This window comes from Sphaerisporangium sp. NPDC051011 (assembly GCF_040653595.1).
Lineage (GTDB): Bacteria > Actinomycetota > Actinomycetes > Streptosporangiales > Streptosporangiaceae > Sphaerisporangium.
The window spans coordinates 1-23639 of the sequence record NZ_JBFAGG010000035.1 but is presented as its reverse complement, the minus strand read 5'-3'; the positions used below and the strand labels follow the sequence as shown (position 1 = coordinate 23639).

Below are 23639 nucleotides of genomic sequence, written 5' to 3'. Positions count from 1 at the left end.
CCACTCCCAGCAGCCCGCTGGCTGCAGCAACCAGCCTGCCGCACTACCCGCAGCCGCGTGAACCCTCGAATGACTTACGAACCGGACCACTAAGCTGCACCATTGGTCAGGACTCACTTCCTGATCAGGGACCCGCACGGCGCTGCGATCGCCTGCGGGTCCCGCCATTCCATGGCTACTGGCTGTAGCGGTGTCATCGTGGGCGGTGATCGCGGGAGTCGGAAGGCCAACGGCGTGGTCAGGTGTGGTCGGGCCGAGACCACGCCCGCCTGTGCACGCTCTGTGGTTTACCGATAACTTACGGTCATGCCCACTGCGCCGCACGAGGCATTGCACAGGATCTTCCAACGACGCACCGAGTTGGTCCCTCGCGTCCTGCGGAACGAACTGTGCGTGCCCCTCCCCGACCCGGTCAAGGTCGAGATCATGAACGTCGACCTCACCGACCTGGAACCCGTCCCCCGCTGGGTCGACTCCCTGCTGATGCTGCACTATCCCGACAGACAGGTGATCGTCGCCATCGAGTCCCAGACCAACAGGTCCGAGGAGAAGCGTCGCCGATGGGCGCGCTATGTCGCCCACCTGCACGACATCCACAAGTGTGGTGTGCTGCTCATCGTCACCTGCCGTAGCCTCGCCACCGCACGCTGGGCCGAAAAGCCCTATGAGGTCGGCCTGCCCGACTGGCACACCTTGACCGTCCGCCCCCTGGTGCTCGGCCCTGACAACGTCCCGGTCATCCTCGACCGGGACCAGGCGGCCGCGGACATCCACTTCGCCATCCTGTCAGCGGTCGTACACGCAAGGTCACGACAGGCGGATGCGATACTCGAAGTATTGGCCGACGCACTCCGCGACATCGACAAGCAAGAGGCCGTCGGCCTGGCCGAGTTCACCGAGTCCGGGCTCGGCAGGGGACGCGCAAGGCAGCTATGGAGGAAGCTGATGGCTACCAAGACCTACCCCTACATCTCCGAACTCCGCGCCAAAGGCCGTGAGGAGGGTCGGAAGGAAGGCCGTGCCGAAGGGGAGGCGAACTCCATCCTGCTGGTGCTGGAGGGCCGCGGCCTCGCCATTACCGAAAGCCACCGCAAGCGCATCACCTCCTGCACCGACACCGGTCAGCTCGAACAATGGCTTCTTCGCGCAGGCACCGTCTTGACCACTGACGAGTTGCTCGCATGATGCCTTCCGACATGTTCATCGCCGCCAAGCCCTCCTCTACCGTGGCAGTGTCCCGTGCCGAAGGCGTGGCCATGGCGATCATGTACGTGCTGCATGCTCGCAAGGTGCCTGTCACCTCTGAGGAGTATGGGAAGATCGCCGCCGCGCGGGACATGGCCATCCTTGAGAGGTTGCTCCGGCGCGCTCTTACCGTGAACAGCGCCGACGAGATGTTCTGGGAGCCCGGCGTCCTCCTCGCTGTCCTGGAGGCTCGTGGGGTGCCCCTTACCGATGAGGAGCGATACGAAATCACCACGTGCACCGACCCCGACCAACTCGAGGCGTGGCTCCGCCGCGCGCTTACCGTCTCCGCCGCCGGGTTGCTGTTCATCGACTGACCGGCAGGGTCGGCTACCGCTTCTCTCCATGATGAATGAACGGTCGCGACCGGTCTGCGGTCTTCGCGGGCTGTCGTCGAGTGGTCCCGGTGTGTGTAGCGGAGGGTGGTTCGTCGTTTCGCCCAACTACCCAACGTGTTGATGTAATCATTGACCGTGATTGCTTGATGAAGGTCGTCGGCGTGGTCACATGTGGCCACGCCGGAGCCACGATCGCAAGGGGTGCCATGAGCGCAGACCCGATCGGCCCGCACGCCTCCCCCTGGCACCTGTTCGGCGCGGTGATGCGTCACTGCCGTGAGAGCCGACCGAACCTGGGGCTCCGCCGGGCGGCCTCGCAGATGTACACCGACTTCTCCAACCTGGCCAAGTGGGAACGCGGCGAACGCGTTCCCCCGCCGGACATGATCACGCGCCTCGACCAGGTCTACGGGGCACACGGCATCCTGGCCGCGCTGTACGACACGCTCGAACGCCTCCACGCCGCCGAGTCGCAACGCTCGAAAGCGGGTACGCATTGTGAAAAACGCAACGGAGATGACGACATGGAGCGCCGTGCCGCCCTCCAGTTCCTCGCCGGCTTGGGCACCTTGAGCGCCCTGGGCGTGTCCAGCGAACCCCTGCGCCAGTTGCTCGACCTTTCCCTCGGCCACGAACACCGCAGTCTCGAAGACTGGGACCGGGCCTGCGCCGACCACCTGCACGCGCTACGTACGCGTCCCCCGGCTCAGGTTGCAACCGACCTCCTCATCGACCTGTACGCGCTACGCCGCCAACTGGACGCCGCCACTTCCGCCGACGAGATCGAGCTGCAACGGAGCATGGCGGTGCTCTCCTCCATCCACGCCATTGTCCTGACCTACTTGGACGATCACGGCATGGCCATCCGCTGGTGGCGCACCGCACGGCAGGCCGCCGACACCTCCGGTGACCTGACTCTCCGCCTCCTGGTCAGGTGCGAGGAGGCCGGGCACGGCTTGTACGGCCAGCGGTCCCCGCAGTCCGTCCTCGAGTTGGTGCGTCGCGCCCAGCAGCTCACCCGTGAGCCAGACGTCGACCTGATGACCACCGAGGCCAAGGCCCTGTCCATGCTCGGCAGGAACGACCAGGCGCTCGATACGTTGCATGCGCTGCAGGCGATCGCTGACAGGGATGTCGTCCCGGACGCGTACGGCTTCTGGACGCCGAATCGCATCTACTTCACCGAAAGCTGGGTGTACGCCGCCGCCGGTCAGGACTCGGCGGCCGAAACGGCCCGCAGCAACGTTCTCAAGCACAGTCGGAGCTACATCCACCCGGTCAACGCTGACCTCCATCGGGCGCTGTGCACGGTCGTCCAAGGTGGAATCGATGAAGGGATGCACCAGGCAGCGACGACGATCGACGCGCTCAAGCCCAGCCAGCGAATCCGTCATATCAACGAAACCGGACACCTCGTGCTCCGCGCTGTGCCACAGGACCAGCAGGACCGCCCCTCCGTCACCGAGTTCCGCAAGGTCCTGTCTCTCGAACCCGCCCGAGGCGCCTGAAGCGGGGACGACGGCTACCTGCCGACCGGGCCGGGGGAGGACGTCAGGGACGGGCGGCGCCGATTAGAGACGGCAGGAGGGGTGATTTCGGCCATAGGCCTGAAGGCGGCGAGGGAGGACTTCGACGCGGGACCGGCGGTGCGCGCGGCCGGCGGGGCTGTCAAGGCGGTCAGACGGACGCCAGTTCGCGGTCGTGGCGGGCGAGGAACTCCTCGTCCCAGTCGAGTTCCTTGCGCAGCAGGACGGTGGTGCCGCTGCCGGGGGTGATGTCGAAGAAGATCTCGTCGACCACCGATTCCATGATCAGGATGCCGCGCCCGTGCTCGGCGTCCCCGGGCGGGTACTGCCGGGGGACGGCGCCGATGCCGAGGCCGCCGTCGGCGACCCGCAGCTCACACCGGCCCTGGCCGATCGCGGCGGTCACCTCGTAGCGCTTGGCGGGGCCGCCGTGCCGGACGGCGTTGGCGCAGGCCTCGGAGGTCGCCAGGAGCACGTCTGATACGCAGTCCTCGCTGACGCCGATGCAGCGAAGGGTGTCCCCAAGCACCCGCCGGACCATCGGAATGCCGATCGCATCCCGAGGCAAGGCCAACGAGAACTCAATATCCACCGGACCCCTCCGTGGCGCCGAAAGTCACGTTGGAGAGGTTTCCCCGATGTATCGGGGCTAACCGCAAAATCACGCTGTTGTTATTTAGTGTTGGGCAGACGCTTGCTTTCCGGTCCGTCCAAAGTTCCTTTTGCGGTGATTTGCGAAGCCTTGGAGACGTTGGCGCGGGCCGTCCTAGGGCTCGATGCGCACAGCGTAGTCCTCGATCACCGTGTTGGCCAGCAGGGTTTCGGCCATCTTTCGGACGTCCGCAAGGGCGGCCTCGTCGGCCGGGCCGTCGAGCTCGACCTCGAACCGCTTGCCCTGCCTCACCTCGGTGACGCCGGAGAAGCCGAGGCGGGGCAGCGCCCGGGCGATCGCCTGCCCCTGCGGATCGAGGATCTCCGGCTTGAGCATGACGTCGACGATGACGCGTGCCACGTGTTCCTCTTCCTCCCTGTTCGTGCCGCCCGGCCGGGCCGGCGTGACCAGCCTAACGGTGACCGGCCAGGCCTCCGTCCTCCGGGCGGCCCCAGGCGGTACCCGATCACGTGACGAGTGTGCGCCGAGGCGCACCGGGAACGGGAGAAGTGTGGATAAGAGGGTGTCACCGTCTTGCGCAATGGCCTGTGGCTTCTGCCACGATGTCCCCAGACGTCTACGTACCACCACCAGAAGGTGCGTAAGCGTGTCAACTGGCCGAACATGGATGGAGACCCCATCAGCACGGCCCCAAACGCACAGGAGCGGCACGTGACATTCGACGCCTCTCATGGTGCCGAGGCACCCTTCGAGCTCGTCCAACTCCTCACCCCCGAAGGCGAGCGTGTGGAGCACCCCGCCTACGACATCGACCTCACCGCCGAAGAGGTACGCGCCCTGTACCGCGACCTCGTGCTCGTGCGCCGCGTCGACATGGAGGCCGTGGCCCTCCAGCGGCAGGGAGAACTCGGCATCTGGGCATCTCTGCTCGGACAGGAAGCCGCCCAGATCGGCTCCGGACGGGCGCTGACCGACGCCGACATGGCCTTCCCCACCTACCGCGAGCACGGCGTCGCCTGGTGCCGCGGCGTCGACCCCGTCAACCTCCTGGGCCTGTTCCGCGGCGTCAACCACGGAGGCTGGGACCCCGCCGAGCACAACTTCCACCTGTACACGATCGTCATCGGCAGCCAGACGCTGCACGCGGTCGGGTACGCCATGGGCATCCAGCGTGACGGCGCCGAGGCCGCCTCCATCGTCTACTTCGGCGACGGCGCCACCTCCCAGGGCGACGTCAACGAGTCGTTCATCTGGGCGTCGGTGTTCAACGCGCCGATCGTGTTCTTCTGCCAGAACAACCAGTGGGCCATCTCCGAGCCCCTGGAGAAGCAGTCCCGGATCCCCCTGTACCGGCGGGCCAGCGGCTTCGGCTTCCCGGGCGTCCGCGTGGACGGCAACGACGTGTTCGCCTGCCTCGCCGTGACCCGCCAGGCGCTCAAGAACGCCCGCGAGGGCCAGGGCCCCACGCTGATCGAGGCCTTCACCTACCGCATGGGGGCCCACACCACCTCCGACGACCCGACGCGCTACCGCGTGGCGGGCGAGCTGGAGGCGTGGAAGCTGAAGGACCCGATCGAGCGCGTGAAGGCGTACCTGTTCAAGAACCAGCTCGCCGACCAGGAGTTCTTCGAGAAGATCGACGCCGAGGCCGCGGACCTCGGCCGTGACGTGCGCAAGCGTTGTCTGGAAATGCCCGATCCCCATCCCTTGGATATCTTCGCTCACGTGTATGCCGAGCCGCATAACCTGCTCAAAGAAGAGCGGGATCAGTACGCCGCCTACCTCGCCACCTTCGAGGGAGGCGTCCGATGACGACCCTCGCGCTGGCCAAGGCGATCAACGAAGGTCTGCGGACCGCCATGGAGGACGACCCGAAGGTCCTTGTCATGGGAGAGGACGTCGGCAAGCTCGGGGGCGTCTTCCGTGTCACCGACGGCCTGCAGAAGGACTTCGGTGAGAACCGCGTCATCGACACCCCGCTCGCCGAGTCGGGCATCATCGGCACCGCGATCGGCCTCGCGCTGCGCGGCTACCGTCCCGTGTGCGAGATCCAGTTCGACGGGTTCGTCTTCCCCGCGGCCGACCAGATCATCACCCAGCTCGCCAAGATGCCGCTGCGCTCCCTTGGCAAGCTCAAGCTGCCCATCGTCGTGCGCATCCCCTGCGGCGGCGGCATCGGCGCGGTCGAGCACCACAGCGAGTCCCCGGAGGCGTACTTCACGCACACCGGCGGCCTGCGCGTGGTCGCCTGCTCGAACCCGTCCGACGGCTACCACATGATCCGCCAGGCGATCAGCAGCGACGACCCGGTGATCTTCTTCGAGCCCAAGCGCCGCTACTGGGACAAGGCCGAGGTCGACAAGAACGCCACCCCGCTGCCGTTCGACCGCGGCCAGATCGTGCGCCCGGGCGCCGACGTCACCCTCCTCGCCTACGGGCCCATGGTCAAGACGTGCCTGGAGGCCGCGACCGCCGCCGCCGGCGAGGGCCGCTCGATCGAGGTCGTCGACCTGCGCAGCCTCTCGCCGCTGGACACCGGCCTGATCTTCGAGTCGGTGCGGAGGACCGGGCGCTGCGTCGTGGCGCACGAGGCGCCCGTCTTCTCGGGACTCGGCGCGGAGATCGCCGCCCGCGTCACCGAGGCGTGCTTCTACAGCCTCGAGGCCCCGGTCCTGCGCGTCGGCGGGTTCTCGACGCCGTACCCGCCGTCCCGGCTGGAGGACCACTACCTGCCCGACCTCGACCGCGTGCTCGACACCGTCGACCGCGCCTTCACCTTCTAGGAGGGGCTGTGCTTCGCGAGTTCAAGCTCCCCGACGTCGGCGAAGGCCTGACCGAGGCCGAGATCGTCAAGTGGCACGTCGCCGCCGGCGACAAGGTGACGATCAACCAGACCATCGTCGAGATCGAGACCGCCAAGGCCGTGGTCGAGCTGCCGTGCCCGTACGAGGGCGTGGTCGCCTCGCTCATGGCCGCCGAGGGCGAGACGGTCGACGTCGGCAAGCCGATCATCGCCGTCGACACCGGTGAGGGAGCGGACACCACCCGGGAGACGGCGCCGGCCGACGATATGGTGCCCGCGCCCCCGCCCGAGGCCGTGGAGACCAAGCCGGAGCGCCAGCCGGTACTGGTGGGGTACGGCGTCAAGCTGGGCGCCACCACCCGCCGCCCCCGCAAGGGCCACGCCCCCACCCAGGCCCCCGCCCAGGCTCAGGCTCCCGCGCCCGCCGAGGCTCCGCCGCCGGCCCCCGTCCGGCCCGCCCCGGCGCCCGCTCTCGCTCCCAGGCGCGGCGGGGTCGCGGTGCTGGCCAAGCCGCCGGTCCGCAAGCTGGCCAAGGACCTCGGCGTGGACCTCGCCACCATCGCCGGGACCGGCCCGAGCGGCTCGATCACCCGCGAGGACGTCCACGCCGCCGCCGCGGCTCCCCAGGCGGCGCCCGCCCTGGTCACGGCCGGGGTCAGGGAGGAGCGCGTCCCGGTCAAGGGCGTGCGCAAGGCCACGGCGGCGGCCATGGTCGCCTCCGCCTTCACCGCCCCGCACGTCACCGAGTTCCTCCAGGTCGACGTCACCGCGACCATGGACGCCGTACGCCGGCTGCGGCAGATGCCCGACTTCGCCGACGTCAAGGTGTCGCCGCTGCTGCTGGTGGCCAAGGCGCTGCTCACGGCCGCCCGCCGCTACCCGCTGATCAACTCGAGCTGGGCCGGCGACGAGATCGTGGTCAAGCACTACGTGAACCTCGGCATCGCCGCCGCGACCCAGCGCGGGCTGATCGTCCCGAACGTCAAGGACGCGCAGGCCCTGTCGCTGCCGGACCTCGCCAAGGCCCTGGCGGCGCTGACCGAGAGCGCCCGGGCGGGCAAAGCCCAGCCCGCCGACCTCACCGGGGGCACGATCACCATCACCAACGTCGGCGTTTTCGGCATCGACGCGGGGACGCCCATCATCAACCCCGGCGAGGCCGCGATCCTGGCGTTCGGTCAGGTCCGCGACCTTCCCTGGGTGGTGGACGGCCAGGTCGTGCCGCGCAAGGTGACCACGCTGGCCCTGTCGTTCGACCACCGCATCGTCGACGGCGAGCTCGGCTCCTACGTCCTGCGCGACGTGGGCGCCATGCTGGAGGACCCGCTGCGCATGCTCGCCTGGAGCTGACGCGCCGCCGCCGTGGGCCCGGGGACGTTCTCCCGGGCCCTTCAGCGTCCCGCGCCCGCCGCCGAGGTCGGGCGCGAGACCGAGACCCGCGGCCGGCCGTGCCGGTAGGCCCGGGCGACGTCGAGCAGGAAGGCGATGTCGCTGTTCAGGTCGCCCCCGCCGGGGATCGGCGTCGCGGGCGGGTGTGCGACCGCCGCCGCGCCGCGCGCCTTGGCCCGCAGGGCGGCGGCCAGCGTGGCGGCCTCAACGACCGCCTCCAGCCGCTGCCCGCTCATCCCCGCCCGTACGGCGGCGGCGCGCGCGGCGGCGGCCGCTTCCGGGTCGAAGTACGGCTGGAGGGTCATCCGGCCGTCACGGATCTCGATGACCCGCCGGTACAGGCGAAGGCCCAGGTCGCGGACGGTCAGCAGGTCGGCCGGCGCCGAGGCGGGAGGGGTGAGCGCGATCTGCGGGCTGGCCCGGTAGAGCGCGAGCCAGAGCGGGCGCAGCGCCAGGTAGGTGTGGTAGCGCTGGAACCAGTCCAGCAGCACGGGCAGGCCGAGGAGCGGCCCCCAGGTGGGCATGGTGGCCCCGGCCAGGAACAGGACGTGCCCGGCGAGCGGCAGCACCGCGTCCAGCACGTGGCTCTCGGCCTTCGGAAGGTACGGGAACCCGAACCGCGCGGTGCCGAAGACGAACGCCTTGTGCACGTGGTAGGCCAGCCCGCACACCGCGCCGATCGCGGCGAGGCGGAGGCCGAGGCGCAGCGTCGAGTTGACGGCCAGCCGCGCGTACCGCGACGCGAAGCGCACGAGGTTGCTGAACGCCGGCGTCAGGAACGCCAGGTAGACGATCCAGTACTCGAAGACCCACGGCGCCCCGGCGTAGCGGCCCGCGAACCGGACGTCGTCCACCGGGGTCGGCGCCAGCGCGAACAGCACGCCGAGGATCACGAAGGCTGGGACCAGCACCCACAGGTGGGCGTACCTCTGCCGCGTGGTGAGGCGGGAGGTCGGGGCGCTGAGCAGGCGCAGCAGCGTCTGGGCCGACCAGGTGGCCGTCAGCATGCTGGCGTGGCCGAGGAGCCGGGCGAGGTTGGGGACGCCGGTGTACTGGCCGATCGCGGAGTAGACCGCGGGGGTGAGCACCGTCAGCGAGACGGTCACCGTCAGCAGGATCTCGGCGAGCATCCGCCGGGCGAGGTCGGGAGGGCGCAGGTAGGCGTGCGGCAGCAGTGAGAACAGCAGGGCCCATCCGAGCAGCGGGGGGCCGTAGAGGCGCAGCCAGTCGCCCATCGGTTCCTCAGCGCGGCTGGTCGGGCTGGGACCAGTCCAGCGCCGCGAGCAGGCGGTTGAGCAGGGCGCCGCTCTGGTCGGGCGGGCCGGGCGCCGAGGACGGGCGGCGGGCCCGCTGCTGGATGAGCGAGGCGAGCAGCTCGGCCTCCTGCTCCTCGACCGCGGAGTAGGCGGTCCGCCCCAGCACGGTGTGGACCATCTGGGGGTCCAGGCTGGGCATCAGCGCCTGGCCACTGTCCACGGACGGGAAGGAGGAGCCGTAGTGATCGCAGAGCAGGTGGCTCAGCTCGTGCAGGATGATGTGCTCCTGGTGGGGCGGCGTGGTGGCCTGCTCGTACAGGATGAAGTCGGCCGTGTCGGTCGCCACCCACAGGCCCCACAGGCCGGGCTGCCCGGTCATCGGCAACAGCCGGATCGGCCGTCCCCGTTTCTCGGCGATCGCCGCGCACAGCTCCCGCACGTCGAAGGGCGTGGGAAGCGGGATCTCCCGCAGGCGGGCCTCGCAGCGGCGGCGCAGCGCCCTCAGGCTCCGCGCCTGGCGCGTCAGCGGGGGCTCCGGGCGGTGGGGCCGGTTCGCGGCGGGGAGGGGGGCACGGTCAGGCTCCTCGCGCGGGAGGCCTGCCGGGCAGCCCTTCGAGCTCGCGGACGCGTTCGACCATCTCGGTGATGGCGTCCAGGGACTTCGGGGACAGGCCCGCGGCGCGCAGCGCGATCTGCCGGACCGACGAGTCGCGCAGCGCGCTCAGCAGCGCGAGCTCGGCGTCGATGCGCTGGGCGGCGGCGTCGTCGAAGAAGTACGCGGGAGGGACGCCGAAGAAACCGGCCAGGGCTTCGAGGTGCCGTTTGGTCGGGTTGTCGCGGATGCCCTTGCGGAGCTGCCAGATGTAGGTGGCGGAGATGGTGGGCCCGCCGCGGTCGCGTATGGCCGTGGCGACCTCCTCGAAGCTGTACTCACCGCCGGTACGGGGATGGATCGTACGGAAAAGGTGGTTCAGCTTCGCGGCGAGGGTCCGCTCATCCCCTGGAGCGGTGTCGGGCATCTGCGCCTCCATGCGACCGGCCCTTCCCCAGACGTGGGCCGGTGAATTGGAGCATACCGGTCCACGAGCTCGGGTGGACGGCTACCCGTACGGCTCCCAAATCACAGTTGACGACGATTCTTTCCCTAGTTTACGCTCCTACCGTAACCATCAACTGAGATAAATGATGGTGACGGCCGGCGAACGTCGATCACGTGGGGCATCGGGTCGTTCGCCGGAAACCCTTTTCTCCGGCATCCAGCTATCTCGCGATGCGCGCGGCCGGCCATTCCCCGACGGCTTCCCCGACGGCCTGGAAGCGGCTCGGAAGCCGTCGCCCGCGTACGTGATCCCCGCGCGGGGCCCAGGCCGTACGCTGGCGGGCGCAGGCTAGCGAAGGAGAGATCATGTTCCGGCACGTCGTGCTGTTCACCTGGGTCGCGGACGCCACCGAGGAGCAGAAGGCCACCGTCGAGACCCGTCTGAAGGAACTCCCCGGCGCGATCCCGGAGATCCGCGCCTACGACATCGGCGGCGACGCCGGCGTGAACCAGGGCAACTACGAGTTCGCCGTCGTGGCCGACTTCGACTCCGTGGCCGATTACATCGTCTACCGCGACCACCCCGCGCACCGCGCCGTGATCGCCGAGGCGATCACCCCGATCGTGGCCGGCCGCGTCGCGGTGCAGTACAGCCTCTGAACGGTTACCGAGCCGGCGTTCAGACCGTGGGCGGGTTCTGCTCGCGGTCCAGAAGGCGATTTCCGGACGTCCGGCCGCGCCGGGCCATCATCAGGAAGCTGAGCAGCAGTCCGACGGCGCCCACGACCATGAAGATCACGCCGATGACATCGATGTGCACGGACGTGCCCAGCACATCCGGGTCGATGGCGAACTTGAGAATCGCGCCGATGGTCAGGAGGAAGAGACTGACCCCGATGCCCATCTAGACCTCCGGGCTCGACGGAATTCCAGGAAGTTCCAGGGAATTCGACAGAACGGTAAAGAGCGCCTCGCGGCAGGGTCATACCCACCACAAGGCGCTCGATCACCGATTCATCCGGACAGGCCTGGCACGGCCGTCCCGCCGGGCGGGACCGGCCGTCAGAAGGCTTCCTCGGGCAGTTCCATGAGGCTCTGGTCAGTGGCGGCCAGCGTGCGCAGCTCGGCGGAGAGCCGGGGCAGCACGGTGTGGGCGAAGAACGAGGCCGCGGCCACCTTGCCCTGGTAGAACGCCGTGTCGCGCTCGGACTCGCCGAGGGCCTTGAGCGCGATCTCGGCTTGGCGCAGCAGCAGCCAGCCGATCACCAGGTCGCCGAGGCCCAGCAGGAACCGGGTGGTGTTGAGGCCGACCTTGTAGACCTCCTTGGGGTCCTCCAGCGATCCGATCGCCCAGCCGGCCATGGTGTCCGCCATCGCCTTGACGTCGTCGGCGGCGCCGTCCAGGAGTGCGCGCTCCTCCTTCAGCCTGCCGTTCCCGGCCTGCGAGGCGGTGAACTCCTTGATCTCGGCGACCAGCGAGCCGAGCGCGGCGCCCTGGTTGCGCAGCACCTTGCGGAAGAACAGGTCCTGGCCCTGGATCGCCGTCGTGCCCTCGTACAGGGAGTCGATCTTCGCGTCCCTGATGTACTGCTCGATCGGGTAGTCCTGCAGGTAGCCCGAGCCGCCGAGTGTCTGCAGCGACCGGGTGAGCATCTCGTACGAGCGCTCCGACCCGACGCCCTTGACCAGCGGCAGCAGCAGGTCGTTCATCGCCTCGGCCGCGGCGTCCTTGGTGCCCTCGAACGCGGCGATCTGTACCGCGTCCTGGAAGGTGGCCGTGTAGAGGACGAGCGCGCGCATGCCCTCGGCGTACGCCTTCTGCAGCATGAGCTCGCGGCGGACGTCCGGGTGGTGGGTGGTGGTCACCCTCGGGGCGGACTTGTCGGCCATGCGGGTCATGTCGGCGCCCTGCACCCGCTGCTTGGCGTATTCCAGAGCGTTGAGGTAGCCGGTGGACAGGGTGGCGATGGCCTTGGTGCCGACCATCATGCGGGCGTGCTCGATGATCATGAACATCTGCTTGATGCCCTCGTGCACCCCGCCGACCAGCGTGCCGATGGCCGGGTGCTTCTCGCCGAAGGTCAGCTCGCAGGTCGTGGACGCCTTGAGGCCCATCTTGTGCTCGACGTTGGTCACGTACACGCCGTTGCGCTCGCGGGGCTCGCCGGTCTCGGGGTCCACGAGGAACTTGGGGACGAGGAACATCGACAGGCCCTTGGTGCCCGCGCCGGCGCCCTCGGGGCGGGCGAGCACGAGGTGGAAGATGTTCTCGGCCATGTCGTGCTCGGCGCTGGTGATGAACCGCTTGACGCCCTCGATGTGCCAGGTGCCGTCCGGCTGCTCGACGGCCCGTGTCCGGCCCGCGCCGACGTCGGAGCCCGCGTCCGGCTCGGTCAGCACCATCGTGGCGCCCCACTGCCGCTCGATGGCGTGCGCGGCGAAGCGCTTCTGGTCCTCGGTGCCGATGACGTGCAGCACGTGGGCGAAGGCGGGGCCGCTGCTGTACATCCAGATGGCGGGGTTGGCGCCCAGGACCATCTCGGCCATCGCCCAGGCGACCGACCGGGGAAGGCCGGGGCCGCCGAGGTCCTCGGGCAGGTCGAGGTTGGTCCAGCCCGCGTCGCGGAAGGTCTCGAAGGACTTCCGGAAACGCGGCGGCATCGTCACCGTGCTGGTGGCGGGGTCGAAGACCGGCGGAGTGCGGTCCCCCTCCTCGAAGGAGTCGGCCAGCACGCCGGTGGCCAGGCGGTGCACCTCGTCGAGGACGCTGCGCACGGTGTCCTCGTCCACCTCGGCGAACCGCCCGGCCCCGAGGATCTCACGACGGCCGAACACCTCGAAGAGGTTGAACTCAAGATCCCGGACGTTGCTCTTGTAGTGGCCCATGCTGCGCGTCTCCTCGAACCGGCATAAGAACTACTCGTGAGTAACCTTACCTCCAATGCTACCCGCGAGTAACCCCTAGAAAACCGGACGAACCACCACGTCGTCCGGTATGTCCGTGTAGATAGGCCGTCATGGGAAACCCGGCTGTGGTGAAGTTCCTCACCAAGAAGGTCCGGCGGGTGTGATATTTGCTAGTTTCGGTGCCAGAGGCCCCGTCTCGGGGCCTCCCGGACGAGTGGCGCGTCGTACCCGGCCCAGCGAAGACGACGCGCGAATCAACATGGAACAGATCATTCAGATCGCCGGCGCGATCGCCGTCCTGACCGCCTTCGTCCTCGCGCAGTTCAAGGTCCTCCGGCCCGGCTCGGTCGTCTACCTGACGCTGAACCTCGTCGGCTCCGCGGTGCTCGCCTGGGTGGCGCTGGCGAACCGCGACTGGGGATTCCTGCTACTGGAAGGCGTCTGGGCCCTGGTCTCCGCGGTGAGCCTGGCCCGCGTGACGCTCCGAGGGGAGCCCGCCGCCGAGCACTGAGCAACCGGTTTGACGCTTTTGCTGGTGTTGCGCTTAGCTGGCGCGCATGATTGGCATCCACACTGTCACGATCGACAGCGACGAGCCGTACGAACTCGCCGAATGGTGGCACGAAGTGCTCGGGTGGCCCTTCGACGACGAGACCGACGAGGACGACGACGAGATCATGCTCGTGGGGCCGAACGAGCCCCACCTGCTGTTCATCCGCGTCCCGGAGGGCAAGTCCGTCAAGAACCGCCTGCACCTCGACCTGAGGCCGCAGGGGGACGGGACGCGCGACGACGAGGTCCGGCGGCTGATCGGCCTCGGCGCCACGGTGCATGAGGACCACCGCTACAGCGACGGCACCGGCTGGGTGACCATGCTCGACCTGGAGGGCAACGAGTTCTGCGTGTGCCGCGGCCAGGCCGAGCGCGAGGCCATGGGGGACTGACTCCGGCCCCCGGAGGAGCACAGAAGAGCCCAGGCGCGGGGGCCCGGGGCCCCCGCCGGCCGGCTCAGCGGGCGGACCGGGCCTTTCCCTTGAGCGAGAGCGTGCCGAGGGCCGCGATCAGGTAGACCAGCGCGCCGCCCCACAGCGCGTCCCAGGCGGCGCCGAACACGCCTTCCTGGTCGAAGATGAGCTGGATCGGGTACATCAGGACGGCGGCGCCGATACCCGGGTAGAGCGAGAACCTCCACGGGTGCCGCAGCGACCACAGCCGCGCCTGGCGGGTCACCCTGTCGCCGACGTCGGGCTTGCGCACGGCGCCGACGGCGGCGACCAGGCTGAAGAGGCTGATTCCGAGGCACAGGGCCCAGGTCAGGTCGGCGGGGCCGGGCAGGATGAGCCCCATCGTGAAGCTGATCGCCGCGGCCGCCGTACCGGTGATCGCCGCGGCCTTCCAGGGCGCGCCCCGCAGGGCGGCGCCGGCGAGCGACATCTCGTCGCGCCGAGTCAGTTCGTTCATGGCATCCAGAGTGCCCTGTGTGACGCCTTCGGTACATCGGGGGAGAACCCTGATCCTCCCCTGAGCCGCGTTCGGTTTCCGGGGGCACGTGTTCGCCGGACCGGTCCCGATACCCTTTGAATATGTCTGTGATCTTTCGTCCCGCGCGCCGGGAGGACGTCCCCCTCATCGTGGCCATGCTCGCCGACGATCCCATCGCGGCGGCCAGAGAAGGCGACCCCCAGGACGAGGTCTACATGACCGCCTTCGAGGCCATCGACCGCGACCCCCGCCAGGAGCTGGTGGTCGCCGAGGCGGACAGCCATGTGGTGGGCACCATGCAGGTCACCTACATCCCCGGGCTGTCCCGTAGGGGCGGGGAGCGGGCGCTGATCGAGGCCGTCCGCGTCGGCGCGGGCGCGCGCGGCCAGGGACTGGGGCGCGCCATGATCGGGTGGGCCATCGACAGGGCGCGCGAGCGCGGCTGCCGCATGGTGCAGCTCACCAGCGACAAGGCCCGCCCCGACGCCCACCGCTTCTACACCTCGCTGGGCTTCGTCGACTCCCACGTGGGCTTCAAGCTGGCCCTCTGAGGCGAGCCCCTAGGGGAGCGGGCCGATCTCGACGAGGTTGTCGTGGTAGACCGCGCCCCTGCCCATGTCGGCGTCGCGCTCGTCCACCAGCGCGTTGACGTTGGTCCCTCCCGGGCTGAGCTTGGGCCAGCTCCCCTTGGGCGTCGCGACCACGCCGGGGGCCACCCGGTCGGTGATCTCCACCTCGGCCGTCATCCCGCCGTTGTCGTTGAAGACCCGCACTCGCTGCCCGTGGCTCAGGCCGCGGTCGGCGGCGTCCTTCTCGTTCACCATCACCTTCGGCGCGCCCGCCCGCCGGGCCAGCTCGGGGTTGTTGCCGAACACCGTGTTGAGGAACACGTGCGACGCCGGGGTGATCATCGCGAGCTTGTACGGCCCGTCGGGGCGGATCGTGGCGGGCCTTGCCCTCGGGGACGAACCGCAGCCTGCGCGACGGCGTCGGGAACCCGTCGGTGAACGGCACGAACGGCTCGGGGTAGTTGAGCCGCGCCCAGCCCTTCTCGCGGAGCCCCTCGACCGTGATGCCCGCCAGCGCCGGGTGGTCCGCCGACAGCAGCTCCTCGGCGATCTGGAGGTCGGAGTCGTAGAGGGACGGCTCGGTCAGGCCCAGGCGGCGGGCCAGCCGGCGGAACGTCTCGGTGGTGGAGAGGCACTCCCCGGCGGGGGCCACCGCGGGCTCGTTCCACAGCAGGTACATGTGGCCGTACCCGTGGTGCAGGTCCATGTGCTCGAACTGCATGGTCGCCGGCAGCACGATGTCGGCGTAGTCGACGGTGTCGGTGGGGAACTGCTCCATCACGACCGTGAACAGGTCCTCCCTGAGCAGGCCCTCGCGGATCCGGTTCTGGTCCGACGTGCTGCCCATCGGGTTGGCCCCGTAGACCCACAGGCACTTGACGGGCTTCTCGGTGTCGGCGAGGCCCTCGGCGAGGCGGGTCATCGTGAGCGTGCGCACGGGCTTGGGCAGCAACTCGCGCCGGGAGTCGACGCGCAGCGGCACGTAGGCGCTGGTGGAGTACGCCAGGCCGCCGCCGGGGTACTTCCAGTCGCCGGTGACGCCGGGGATGCAGGCGATCGTGCGCATGGCCGTGCCGCCGCCCTGGTGGCGCTGGATGCCCATCGTGGTGCGGATGCCGGTGGGGCGGGTGTGCGCCAGGCGTACGCCGAGGGCGCGGATGTCCTTCTCGGGGATGCCGGTGATCTCGGCGGCCACCTTCGGCGGATATTTGCGGATTTCTCGCTCGAAATCCTCCCAGCCGGTGGTGTGGTGCTCCAGGTAGTCGCGGTCCTCGGCCCCTTCGTCCAGGACGACGTGCATCAGGGCCAGCGCGAGCGCCGCGTCCGTCCCCGGCCGGATGGCCAGGTACTCGTCGGCCTGGTCCGCCGTGCGGGTCCTGATCGGGTCGATCGCGACGACGTGGGCGCCGTTCGCGCGCGCCTCCTGGATGAACTTCCACAGGTGATGGCCGCTCGTGAGCGTGTTCGTGCCCCACAGCAGGATCAGCTTGGACAGCGCGAACGTCTCGGGGTCCATGCCGCCCGGAGTGCCGTTCGTGCGCGCCAGCCCGAGGTTCCCCGCCCGCGAGCAGATGTTGAGGTCGTGCCGCGACGCCCCCAGGGCGTTCCACAGCCGCTGCCCGGCGAGTCCGGACTCGCCCTGGATGTACCCGAGCGTCCCCGTCCCCTGGTACGGCCAGATCGCCTCGCCGCCGAACTCGTCGATGATCGCGGTGAGCCGGGTCGCGATCTCGTCCAGCGCCTCGTCCCACGAGATGCGCTCGAAGCGGCCCGACCCCTTCGGCCCGACCCGGCGCATCGGGTGCAGGATGCGGTCGGCGGCCTTGGTGTGCTCGAGATAACGATTCACCTTCACGCAGAGGGCGCCGCGCGTGTACGGCTGCTCCCGGTTGCCCCGCAGGCCCACCGCCTCGCCGTCCCTGACGGTCACCACCCACGAGCAGGTGTCCGGACAGTCCAGCGGACACGCCCCCAGCACGTTCAGCTCACGTGTCATGAATAAACGCTACCTGGGCGGTCATTACCAAACCATGGGACCCCGTCCGGTGTCCGCACCATCACCATCGATCATGTCTCGTCCGGCTGATCCCCCACCGGCGGACGCGCCGTAGAGTGTCAACGAATGGCCGGGGGCGACCGAACTCCGGCGGCCTGCCAGGGCGCGCGCCAAGAACGCCCGGAAACAGAGCCGCCGATTTCCGTCGGTCCTGCGCGATCAACGCGAACTAGGGCTAGGAAGATCATATGACGCGAGACGAGTGCAGACGTCGGCGGTGACCGAAATCAGGCAACGTGACGAGGCGGAGGAAGCGGCGGGGGAGCAGATCTCCGCGGCCGACGCCGACGTGACCGCGCACGATCCATCGCGCGAGTCGGTGGCTGAAGAGGGGCACGACGCGGCGGTCCACGCGGAGGCGGCCCCCGAGACCCGGTCCGAGGCACGGCGCGAGGCCCAGGAGGCCGGCCCGTCCGCCGACGCCTCCCGCGATTCCCTCGTGCTCGTCGTCGAGCCCCTGCTGCCCCAGCGCATCCGCCGTCCCTCGGACGCCCTCCGCTTCCTCGGCACGCTGGCCGCGCTCGCCGCCGTGATCCTCCTCGCGCTCGTCGCCAAGCAGACGCTCGACGGGCTGGAGAAGGACGTCACCGACGGCACGAGCCGCGCCCCCGACCTGCTGATCGGCGTGGCCGCCTTCCTCGCGGGCACCGCCGTCCTCGCCGTGCCCGCCGCCTACGCCGTCGAACGGGTCTTCCACCGCGACGGGCTGCGCGTCGCCGAGGGACTGATCGCGGCCATCACCGGCATGCTCGCCTCCTTCGTGCTCGGCGAGTGGCTGGCCGTGGCCGGTCCAGGCGACCTGCGCCAACTCCTCACGGGCGGACGCTCGGTCGAGCCGATCAACACCCTGCTCACCTCCGTCGTCGCCTACGTCACCGCCGTCCGCATCTCCCGCCGCCCCACCTGGCGCGCGGTGATGTGGATGGCCATCGCCCTGGACGTCTTCGCCCTGTTCACCGGTGCCGAGGCCACCGCTCTCGGCGTCTTCGTCACCTATCTGGTCGGCCTCGCCATCGGGTACGCCACGCTGTACGTCGTCGGCAGCCCCAACACCCGCCCGCCCGGCAGCACGGTCATCGCCGCCCTCCGCCGCCTCGGGTTCGTCCCCGTCAAGGCGAGGCGCATCAACGACGACCCGCAGGGCAGCCGCCGCTACGCCGTGACCATGTCCGACGAGCGCCGCCTCGACGTCACCGTCCTCGACCGCGACCGGCAGGTCTCCGGCGTCCTCTACCGCCTGTGGCGGCGCATCCGCCTCAACTCCGAGACCCGCCGCCGCGCCATCCGCTCGCTGCGCGCCGAGCTGGAGCGCGAGGCCCTCATGGCGTACGCCGCCCAGGCCGTCGGGGCGAACACCCCGCGCCTGGTCGGCACCAGCGAGATCGGCACCGACGCCGCCCTGCTCGCGTACGAGCACCTGGAGACCCGCGCGCTGGAGGACGTCGCCGACGACGAGCTCACCGACGAGCTGCTGATCAAGATCTGGAAGCAGGTCGAGCTGCTCCAGGCGCAGCGGCTCGCCCACCGCCGCCTCACCGGCGACAGCATCCACCTGCACGGCGGCGAGGTCGTCCTGATGGACGCCCGCAGCGGCGAGATCGCGGCCGGAGACCTGCTGCTGCGCCTGGACGTCGCCCAGTTGCTCACCTACCTCGCCCTGCGGGTCGGCCCCGAGCGCTCGGTGGTGTCGGCCTCGAAGGTCATGCCCAAGCAGGCTCTCGCCGGGGCCCTGCCGCTGCTCCAGCGCATCGCCCTCACCCGCGGCACCCGCGCCGAGGTCGGCAAGAACAAGGAACTGCTGCCGGCCCTGCGCGAGCACATCGTCGCCCTCACCCCGCAGGTCGAGGTCGAAGAGGTACGCCTGGAGCGGTTCCGGCCGCGCACCGTCGTCACGATCATCGCCAGCGCCCTGGCCGCGTACTTCCTGCTCTCCCAGCTCAGCCGGGTCAACCTCGCGGACGTCGTCACCTCGGCCAAGTGGGGCTGGGGCGGCGTCGCGCTCGCCGCCGCCGGGATGAGCTACGTCGCCGCCGCGCTCATGCTGCGCGGCTTCGTCCCCGAGGCCCTGCCTCTCGGCCGTACGGTGCTGGCGCAGTTCGCGGGCTCGTTCGTCAAGCTCGTCGCGCCCGCGGCGGTCAGCGGTGTCGCGATCAACACCCGCTACCTGCAGAAACGCGGCATCGCCCCAGGGCTCGCGGTGGCGAGCGTGGGCGCATCCCAGCTCGTCGGCCTCGGCTTCCACATCGTGCTGCTGCTGCTGTTCGGCTACGTCACGGGCACCAAGGCCGCCCCGTCGGTGAGCCCGTCCCGGGGCATCGTCATCGGCCTGCTGTCCGCCGGCGTGGTCGTCCTGCTCGTCCTGGCCGTCCCGCAACTGCGGCGCCTGGTCGCCGGGCGCATCAAGCCGCTGTTCTCCGGGGTGATCCCCAGGCTGCTGGACGTCCTGCAGTCGCCGCGCAAGATCCTGGAAGGGGTCAGCGGCACGCTGCTGCTGACCCTCGCGTTCATCGTCTGCCTGGACGCCTGCGTCCGCGCCTTCGGCGGCTCGCTCCCCTTCACGTCCGTCGCCGTGGTGTTCCTCGCCGGCAACGCCATCGGCTCCGCCGCGCCCATCCCCGGAGGGCTGGGCGCGGTCGAAGCGTCCCTCTCACTCGGCCTGACGCTGTCCGGGCTGCCCGGCACCGTCGCCACCTCGGCCGTCCTGCTGTTCCGGCTGCTGACGTTCTGGCTGCCCGTCCTGCCGGGGTGGGCGTCGTTCGCCTGGCTCCAGCGGCACGACGCCCTCTAGGTTTCCCTCAGAGCACCTTGCGGCCCGGCTCGGCGATCTCCTTGTCGATCGCGGCGAGCTCGTCGGCCGAGAACTCCAGGTCGTCCACCGCCGCGACGTTGTCCTCGAGCTGCTTCACGCTGCTCGCGCCGATCAGCACCGAGGTGATCCGCGCGTCGCGCAGCGCCCAGGACAGCGCCATCTGCGCGAGCGACTGCCCGCGGCCCGCGGCGATCTCGTTCAGCGCGCGGACGCGGCGCAGCACGTCCTCGGTGATGTGGCTCGGCCGCAGGAACCGCTCCTTGGCGGCGCGCGAGCCCTCGGGGATGCCGTCGAGGTACCGGTTGGTGAGGATGCCCTGCGACAGCGGCGAGAACGGGATGCAGCCGATGCCCTCGGCCTCAAGCGTGTCCAGCAGACCGTCCTCGATCCAGCGGTCGAACATCGAATAGTTCGGCTGGTGGATCAGCAGCGGCGTGCCGAGCTGCCGCAGGATCTCGGCTGCGCGGCGCGTCTGCTCGGGGTTGTAGTTGGAGATGCCCGCGTACAGCGCCCGGCCCGACCGGACGGCCGTGTCCAGCGCGCCCATGGTCTCTTCCAGCGGGGTGTCCGGGTCCGGCCGGTGGCTGTAGAAGATGTCGACGTAGTCCAGGCCCATGCGCGCCAGCGACTGGTCCAGGCTCGCCAGCACGTACTTGCGCGAGCCCCACTCGCCGTACGGGCCGGGCCACATGTCGTACCCGGCCTTGGTCGAGATGATCAGCTCGTCGCGGTACGGCCTGAAGTCCTGCGCGAAGATCTGGCCGAAGTTCCGCTCGGCGGAGCCGGCCGGGGGGCCGTAGTTGTTGGCCAGGTCGAAGTGCGTCACACCGAGGTCGAAGGCCCGGCGCAGGGTGGCCCTCTGGGTCTCGATCGGCTTGTCGTCCCCGAAGTTGTGCCAGAGCCCGAGCGACACCGCGGGAAGCTTCAGGCCGCTCCTGCCGGACCGGTTGTAGGGCTGCCGCTCGTAACGATCGCTCGATGCCGAATACGTCACTTCTTCTCCTCGGTGTCTTCTGTCGCTCCTGTGGCGGCCCGGTCGAGGATCCAGGAGAGGGTGAACGCCTCCTCGCGCCACGCGTCGTACCGCCCGCTCCTGCCTCCGTGGCCGGCGCCCATCTCCGTCTTCAACAGGAAGGGGCCTCCGGCGGCGGTGGCGCGGAGCCTGGCGACCCACTTGGCGGGCTCGTGGAACAGGACGCGGGTGTCGTTGAGGCTGGTGATCGCGAGAATGGGTGGGTATGTCCGGTCGTTGATGTTCTCGTACGGGGTGTACGACTTCATGTACGCGTATACGTCAGGGTTGTGCAGTGGATCGCCCCACTCGTCCCACTCGATGACCGTGAGCGGTAGCGACGGATCGAGGATCGTGTTCAGCGCGTCCACGAACGGGACCTCGGCCACAACGCCTGAGAACTCCTCGGGCGCGAGGTTCACCGCGGCGCCCATCAGCAGGCCGCCCGCCGATCCGCCCCGCGCCACGATCTCGCTAGACCAGCCCGAACGCTTGAGGTGGCGCGCGACCGCCACGAAGTCGCTGAAGGTGTTCTTCTTGTTGGAGAGCCTGCCCTCCTCGTACCACCGGCGGCCCATCTCGCCGCCGCCCCTGACGTGCGCGACGGCGAACACCATGCCGCGGTCCAGCAGGCTCAGCCGCGCCACCGAGAACGACGGGTCGATCGAGGCCTCGTAGCTGCCGTAGCCGTACAGCACCGTAGGCGCGGGACGGGGCGTCCCCCTCTTGGCCACGATGGACACCGGGATCCGCGTACCGTCCTCGGCGACCGCCCACTCGCGGAACTGCTCGTAGCCCTCGGGCTCGTACCCGCCGAGCACCGGACGCCGCTTCAGCAGGATCAGCTCGCGTGAGGTGAGGTCGTAGTCGTACACCGAGGGCGGCGTCACCATCGAGGCGTACGCCAGGCGCAGCCTGCCGGTGTGGAACTCCGGGTTCCCCGCGGGCTCGGCGGTGTGGATCGGCTCCGGGAAGGAGATCTCGTACGGCTCGCCGTCCTCGGGCAGCACCCGGATGCCGGTGAGGCCGTCACGGCGGAAGTGCACCACCAGGTGGTCGGAGAAGGCGTCGACGTCCAGCAGCCGGGTGTCCTCCCGGTGCGGGACCAGCGGCGTCCACGCGGCGGGGTCGTCGATCGGCGCGGCGGCGATCTCGAAGTTCCGCGCCCCCTCGTTGTGCAGGATCAGGAAGCGGTCGCCCTGGTGGTCGATGGTGTACTCCACCCCGGTCCGACGCGGACGGACCACCGCGAACTCGCCCGTGGGGTACTCGGCGTCGAGGACGCGCACCTCACTCGTGATCTTGCTGCCCGCGCTCAGGACGACGAACCGCTCGCTGCGGGTGAGGCCGATACCGACCCAGAACCGCTCGTCGGACTCCTCGTAGACCAGCACGTCCTCGTCGGCCGACGTCCCGATCATGTGACGGTAGACGCGGTACGGGCGCCACGCGTCGTCCACGGTCGTGTAGAAGAACGCCGAACCGTCCGCCGCCCACGCGCCGCCATAGAAGATGTTCGGGATCTCGTCGGCCAGCACCTCGCCGGTGTCCAGTCTCTTGAACCGCAGAGTGAAGCGCTCGTTGCCGCTGAAGTCGGTCGAGTACGCGAGCGCCGAACCGTCGGGGCTGACGGCCGAGGTGCCCATGGCGAAGAACGGGCTGTCGCCGGCGAGCACGTTGCCGTCCAGCAGCACCTGCTCGCCCGGCAGAGGCTCACCGGCCTTGAGCTCGGGCGGGGTGTCGCCCTCGACGCGCAGACGGCACTGGATGCCGTACTGCTTGCCCTCCTCGGTCCGCGAGTAGTACCACCAGCCGCCCTTGCGCGCGGGGACGGAGAGATCGGTCTCCTGGGTGCGGGCCTTGATCTCCTGGAAGACCGCTTCCTGCAGGTCCTTGAGGTGGCCGGTCTGGTCGTGGGTGAAGGCGTTCTCGGCCTCCAGGTACGCGACCGTGTCAGGGTCGTCCTTGTTCGTCAGCCATGCGTAGTCGTCGATCACGGTGTCGCCGTGATGAGTCCGCTCGGCCGGAACCTTCTTCGCCACGGGAGGCGTGTCGCTGCTCACTTGGCCGAGTCTAGGACTTGCCCTCGCCCTCATCTGGTCTGACGGCGAGCCGTTCAGGCGTGCTGACGGGCAGGTGGCGGTCGATGGACCTCGGTTTGGTGGGCCTCGGTTTGGTGGGCCTCGGCTTGTGGGGCCGTCGCGACGTGTGCGCCAGTGCTCTCGGGGGCTGCTAATCTTTTGTTGTCGGCATCGACCGGCCAATCCCACCGCAGATCACCTCCGGGTGAGTTGCGCGTGAGCTTGACCAGAGGTGCTGGCGATCCCCTCTAAAAGATCTTCCAAGCTTCGCTTGCCATGCGGGGCAGGTTGGTCTAAAGTAGAGGGGTTGCCCTGGAGACGGGGCGGCCTGAATGCTAGTGGGTTTGCTGGGTCGCAAGTCAAGTGCTGGTAACGGCGCGATTTGCTGGCGGTCAAGCGACTTGATAGCCTGAAGGCACACGAGATGGAAGCCCCGGAGTTCGGATCCCTGGTCGGGTTCGGGTGATGGTGTACGCGTCCGTTTCTTGAGAACTCAACAGTGTGTTAAAAGCCA

Annotated in this window: 22 protein-coding genes, 1 pseudogene and 1 riboswitch; of the genes and pseudogenes, 11 read left to right on the top strand and 12 right to left on the bottom strand. The window is 69.4% G+C overall.

The genetic code is table 11. The features are described from left to right. Nucleotides 1-306: 306 nt before the first annotated feature. The 3 genes from AB0H21_RS40450 (at nucleotide 307) to AB0H21_RS40440 (ending at nucleotide 3091) form a co-directional block, all read left to right on the top strand. Nucleotides 307-1185 (top strand): hypothetical protein, encoded by an 879-nt coding sequence (locus tag AB0H21_RS40450; RefSeq protein WP_358527288.1) that lies wholly within the window; start codon nucleotides 307-309, stop codon nucleotides 1183-1185. A gap of 11 nt (nucleotides 1186-1196) precedes the next feature. Beyond that, nucleotides 1197-1562, top strand: a complete 366-nt coding sequence (locus tag AB0H21_RS40445) for a hypothetical protein (protein WP_358527286.1) — start codon at nucleotides 1197-1199, stop codon at nucleotides 1560-1562. Nucleotides 1563-1789: 227 nt separating this feature from the next. Then, nucleotides 1790-3091 carry a helix-turn-helix domain-containing protein gene (locus AB0H21_RS40440; RefSeq protein WP_358527283.1) on the top strand — a complete coding sequence of 434 codons (1302 nt, stop codon included), beginning with the start codon at nucleotides 1790-1792 and terminating at the stop codon, nucleotides 3089-3091. 169 nt (nucleotides 3092-3260) lie between these two features. Here the strand turns inward: AB0H21_RS40440 and AB0H21_RS40435 are convergent, their stop codons facing one another. After that, nucleotides 3261-3650, bottom strand: coding sequence for an ATP-binding protein (locus tag AB0H21_RS40435; protein ID WP_358527292.1), 390 nt, complete (start codon nucleotides 3648-3650; stop codon nucleotides 3261-3263). A gap of 225 nt (nucleotides 3651-3875) precedes the next feature. Next, nucleotides 3876-4121, bottom strand: a complete 246-nt coding sequence (gene purS, locus AB0H21_RS40430; protein ID WP_358527281.1) for a phosphoribosylformylglycinamidine synthase subunit PurS — start codon at nucleotides 4119-4121, stop codon at nucleotides 3876-3878. A gap of 312 nt (nucleotides 4122-4433) precedes the next feature. Here purS and pdhA point away from each other — a divergent pair, with 312 nt between their 5' ends. From pdhA to AB0H21_RS40415, 3 genes are read left to right on the top strand one after another with little or no spacing between them, the layout of a single operon-like run. After that, the gene (pdhA, locus tag AB0H21_RS40425; RefSeq protein WP_358527279.1) at nucleotides 4434-5534 is read left to right on the top strand and encodes a pyruvate dehydrogenase (acetyl-transferring) E1 component subunit alpha; all 1101 of its coding nucleotides are present in this window, start codon (nucleotides 4434-4436) and stop codon (nucleotides 5532-5534) included. Further along, on the top strand, nucleotides 5531-6505 hold the full coding sequence (locus AB0H21_RS40420; protein WP_358527276.1) for an alpha-ketoacid dehydrogenase subunit beta: 975 nt from the start codon (nucleotides 5531-5533) through the stop codon (nucleotides 6503-6505). Before pdhA ends, AB0H21_RS40420 begins: the two co-directional genes overlap by 4 nt. 8 nt (nucleotides 6506-6513) lie before the next feature. Beyond that, on the top strand, nucleotides 6514-7875 hold the full coding sequence (locus AB0H21_RS40415; protein WP_358527273.1) for a dihydrolipoamide acetyltransferase family protein: 1362 nt from the start codon (nucleotides 6514-6516) through the stop codon (nucleotides 7873-7875). Nucleotides 7876-7916: 41 nt separating this feature from the next. On the opposite strand, the gene AB0H21_RS40410 is transcribed toward AB0H21_RS40415, so the two are convergent. From AB0H21_RS40410 to AB0H21_RS40400, 3 genes are all read right to left on the bottom strand, one after another. Beyond that, complete coding sequence (locus AB0H21_RS40410; RefSeq protein WP_358527270.1) at nucleotides 7917-9149, bottom strand: MAB_1171c family putative transporter; 1233 nt, start codon at nucleotides 9147-9149, stop codon at nucleotides 7917-7919. A gap of 7 nt (nucleotides 9150-9156) precedes the next feature. Continuing rightward, nucleotides 9157-9609: a hypothetical protein gene (locus tag AB0H21_RS40405; RefSeq protein ID WP_358527268.1), complete on the bottom strand. Its 453-nt coding sequence runs from the start codon at nucleotides 9607-9609 to the stop codon at nucleotides 9157-9159. Nucleotides 9610-9745: 136 nt separating this feature from the next. After that, on the bottom strand, nucleotides 9746-10189 hold the full coding sequence (locus tag AB0H21_RS40400) for a helix-turn-helix domain-containing protein (protein WP_358527266.1): 444 nt from the start codon (nucleotides 10187-10189) through the stop codon (nucleotides 9746-9748). A 386-nt stretch (nucleotides 10190-10575) separates the two neighbouring features. Here AB0H21_RS40400 and AB0H21_RS40395 point away from each other — a divergent pair, with 386 nt between their 5' ends. Beyond that, on the top strand, nucleotides 10576-10869 hold the full coding sequence (locus AB0H21_RS40395) for a Dabb family protein (RefSeq protein WP_358527264.1): 294 nt from the start codon (nucleotides 10576-10578) through the stop codon (nucleotides 10867-10869). A 19-nt stretch (nucleotides 10870-10888) separates the two neighbouring features. Here the strand turns inward: AB0H21_RS40395 and AB0H21_RS40390 are convergent, their stop codons facing one another. Both AB0H21_RS40390 and AB0H21_RS40385 read right to left on the bottom strand, forming a co-directional pair. Continuing rightward, a complete protein-coding gene (locus AB0H21_RS40390; RefSeq protein ID WP_358527262.1) occupies nucleotides 10889-11113 on the bottom strand; it encodes a hypothetical protein in 225 nt (74 codons plus the stop codon). 158 nt (nucleotides 11114-11271) lie between these two features. Further along, entirely contained in the window at nucleotides 11272-13095 is a 1824-nt protein-coding gene (locus AB0H21_RS40385; RefSeq protein WP_358527259.1) for an acyl-CoA dehydrogenase, read from the bottom strand. A 204-nt stretch (nucleotides 13096-13299) separates the two neighbouring features. Next, nucleotides 13300-13368: riboswitch (guanidine-III (ykkC-III) riboswitch) on the top strand. Nucleotides 13369-13375: 7 nt separating this feature from the next. Here AB0H21_RS40385 and AB0H21_RS40380 point away from each other — a divergent pair. Together AB0H21_RS40380 and AB0H21_RS40375 are read left to right on the top strand one after the other, a co-directional pair. Further along, nucleotides 13376-13627: a hypothetical protein gene (locus tag AB0H21_RS40380; RefSeq protein ID WP_358527256.1), complete on the top strand. Its 252-nt coding sequence runs from the start codon at nucleotides 13376-13378 to the stop codon at nucleotides 13625-13627. A gap of 46 nt (nucleotides 13628-13673) precedes the next feature. After that, nucleotides 13674-14060, top strand: a complete 387-nt coding sequence (locus tag AB0H21_RS40375; protein ID WP_358527254.1) for a VOC family protein — start codon at nucleotides 13674-13676, stop codon at nucleotides 14058-14060. 64 nt (nucleotides 14061-14124) lie between these two features. Here the strand turns inward: AB0H21_RS40375 and AB0H21_RS40370 are convergent, their stop codons facing one another. Next, nucleotides 14125-14577 carry a hypothetical protein gene (locus tag AB0H21_RS40370; RefSeq protein ID WP_358527251.1) on the bottom strand — a complete coding sequence of 151 codons (453 nt, stop codon included), beginning with the start codon at nucleotides 14575-14577 and terminating at the stop codon, nucleotides 14125-14127. Between the two features lie 122 nt (nucleotides 14578-14699). On the opposite strand from AB0H21_RS40370, the gene AB0H21_RS40365 reads away from it, so the two are divergent. Continuing rightward, complete coding sequence (locus AB0H21_RS40365; protein WP_358527249.1) at nucleotides 14700-15149, top strand: GNAT family N-acetyltransferase; 450 nt, start codon at nucleotides 14700-14702, stop codon at nucleotides 15147-15149. Between the two features lie 9 nt (nucleotides 15150-15158). On the opposite strand, the gene AB0H21_RS40360 is transcribed toward AB0H21_RS40365, so the two are convergent. Further along, nucleotides 15159-15509: a molybdopterin dinucleotide binding domain-containing protein gene (locus AB0H21_RS40360; RefSeq protein ID WP_358527290.1), complete on the bottom strand. Its 351-nt coding sequence runs from the start codon at nucleotides 15507-15509 to the stop codon at nucleotides 15159-15161. Between the two features lie 313 nt (nucleotides 15510-15822). Further along, nucleotides 15823-17163, bottom strand: a pseudogene (locus AB0H21_RS40355) (molybdopterin-dependent oxidoreductase); the annotation flags it as partial. A gap of 277 nt (nucleotides 17164-17440) precedes the next feature. On the opposite strand from AB0H21_RS40355, the gene AB0H21_RS40350 reads away from it, so the two are divergent. After that, nucleotides 17441-20011 (top strand): lysylphosphatidylglycerol synthase domain-containing protein, encoded by a 2571-nt coding sequence (locus AB0H21_RS40350; protein ID WP_358527246.1) that lies wholly within the window; start codon nucleotides 17441-17443, stop codon nucleotides 20009-20011. A 7-nt stretch (nucleotides 20012-20018) separates the two neighbouring features. Here AB0H21_RS40350 and mgrA read toward each other — a convergent pair whose 3' ends face one another. Next, the gene (gene mgrA / locus AB0H21_RS40345; RefSeq protein WP_358527244.1) at nucleotides 20019-21026 is read right to left on the bottom strand and encodes an L-glyceraldehyde 3-phosphate reductase; all 1008 of its coding nucleotides are present in this window, start codon (nucleotides 21024-21026) and stop codon (nucleotides 20019-20021) included. After that, a complete protein-coding gene (locus AB0H21_RS40340; RefSeq protein WP_358527241.1) occupies nucleotides 21023-23107 on the bottom strand; it encodes a S9 family peptidase in 2085 nt (694 codons plus the stop codon). Before AB0H21_RS40340 ends, mgrA begins: the two co-directional genes overlap by 4 nt. Nucleotides 23108-23639 lie beyond the last annotated feature (532 nt).

Excerpts from the sequence above, each read along its gene's own strand:
- AB0H21_RS40450 (WP_358527288.1), top strand. The coding sequence starts at position 307 with ATGCCCACTGCGCCGCACGAGGCATTGCACAGGATCTTCCAACGACGC.
- AB0H21_RS40445 (WP_358527286.1), top strand. The coding sequence starts at position 1,197 with ATGTTCATCGCCGCCAAGCCCTCCTCTACCGTGGCAGTGTCCCGTGCC.
- AB0H21_RS40440 (WP_358527283.1), top strand. The coding sequence starts at position 1,790 with ATGAGCGCAGACCCGATCGGCCCGCACGCCTCCCCCTGGCACCTGTTC.
- AB0H21_RS40435 (WP_358527292.1), bottom strand. The coding sequence starts at position 3,650 with ATGGTCCGGCGGGTGCTTGGGGACACCCTTCGCTGCATCGGCGTCAGC.
- AB0H21_RS40420 (WP_358527276.1), top strand. The coding sequence starts at position 5,531 with ATGACGACCCTCGCGCTGGCCAAGGCGATCAACGAAGGTCTGCGGACC.
- AB0H21_RS40410 (WP_358527270.1), bottom strand. The coding sequence starts at position 9,149 with ATGGGCGACTGGCTGCGCCTCTACGGCCCCCCGCTGCTCGGATGGGCC.
- AB0H21_RS40400 (WP_358527266.1), bottom strand. The coding sequence starts at position 10,189 with ATGCCCGACACCGCTCCAGGGGATGAGCGGACCCTCGCCGCGAAGCTG.
- AB0H21_RS40395 (WP_358527264.1), top strand. The coding sequence starts at position 10,576 with ATGTTCCGGCACGTCGTGCTGTTCACCTGGGTCGCGGACGCCACCGAG.
- AB0H21_RS40390 (WP_358527262.1), bottom strand. The coding sequence starts at position 11,113 with ATGGGCATCGGGGTCAGTCTCTTCCTCCTGACCATCGGCGCGATTCTC.
- AB0H21_RS40385 (WP_358527259.1), bottom strand. The coding sequence starts at position 13,095 with ATGGGCCACTACAAGAGCAACGTCCGGGATCTTGAGTTCAACCTCTTC.
- AB0H21_RS40380 (WP_358527256.1), top strand. The coding sequence starts at position 13,376 with ATGGAACAGATCATTCAGATCGCCGGCGCGATCGCCGTCCTGACCGCC.
- AB0H21_RS40375 (WP_358527254.1), top strand. The coding sequence starts at position 13,674 with ATGATTGGCATCCACACTGTCACGATCGACAGCGACGAGCCGTACGAA.
- AB0H21_RS40370 (WP_358527251.1), bottom strand. The coding sequence starts at position 14,577 with ATGAACGAACTGACTCGGCGCGACGAGATGTCGCTCGCCGGCGCCGCC.
- AB0H21_RS40365 (WP_358527249.1), top strand. The coding sequence starts at position 14,700 with ATGTCTGTGATCTTTCGTCCCGCGCGCCGGGAGGACGTCCCCCTCATC.
- AB0H21_RS40360 (WP_358527290.1), bottom strand. The coding sequence starts at position 15,509 with ATGATCACCCCGGCGTCGCACGTGTTCCTCAACACGGTGTTCGGCAAC.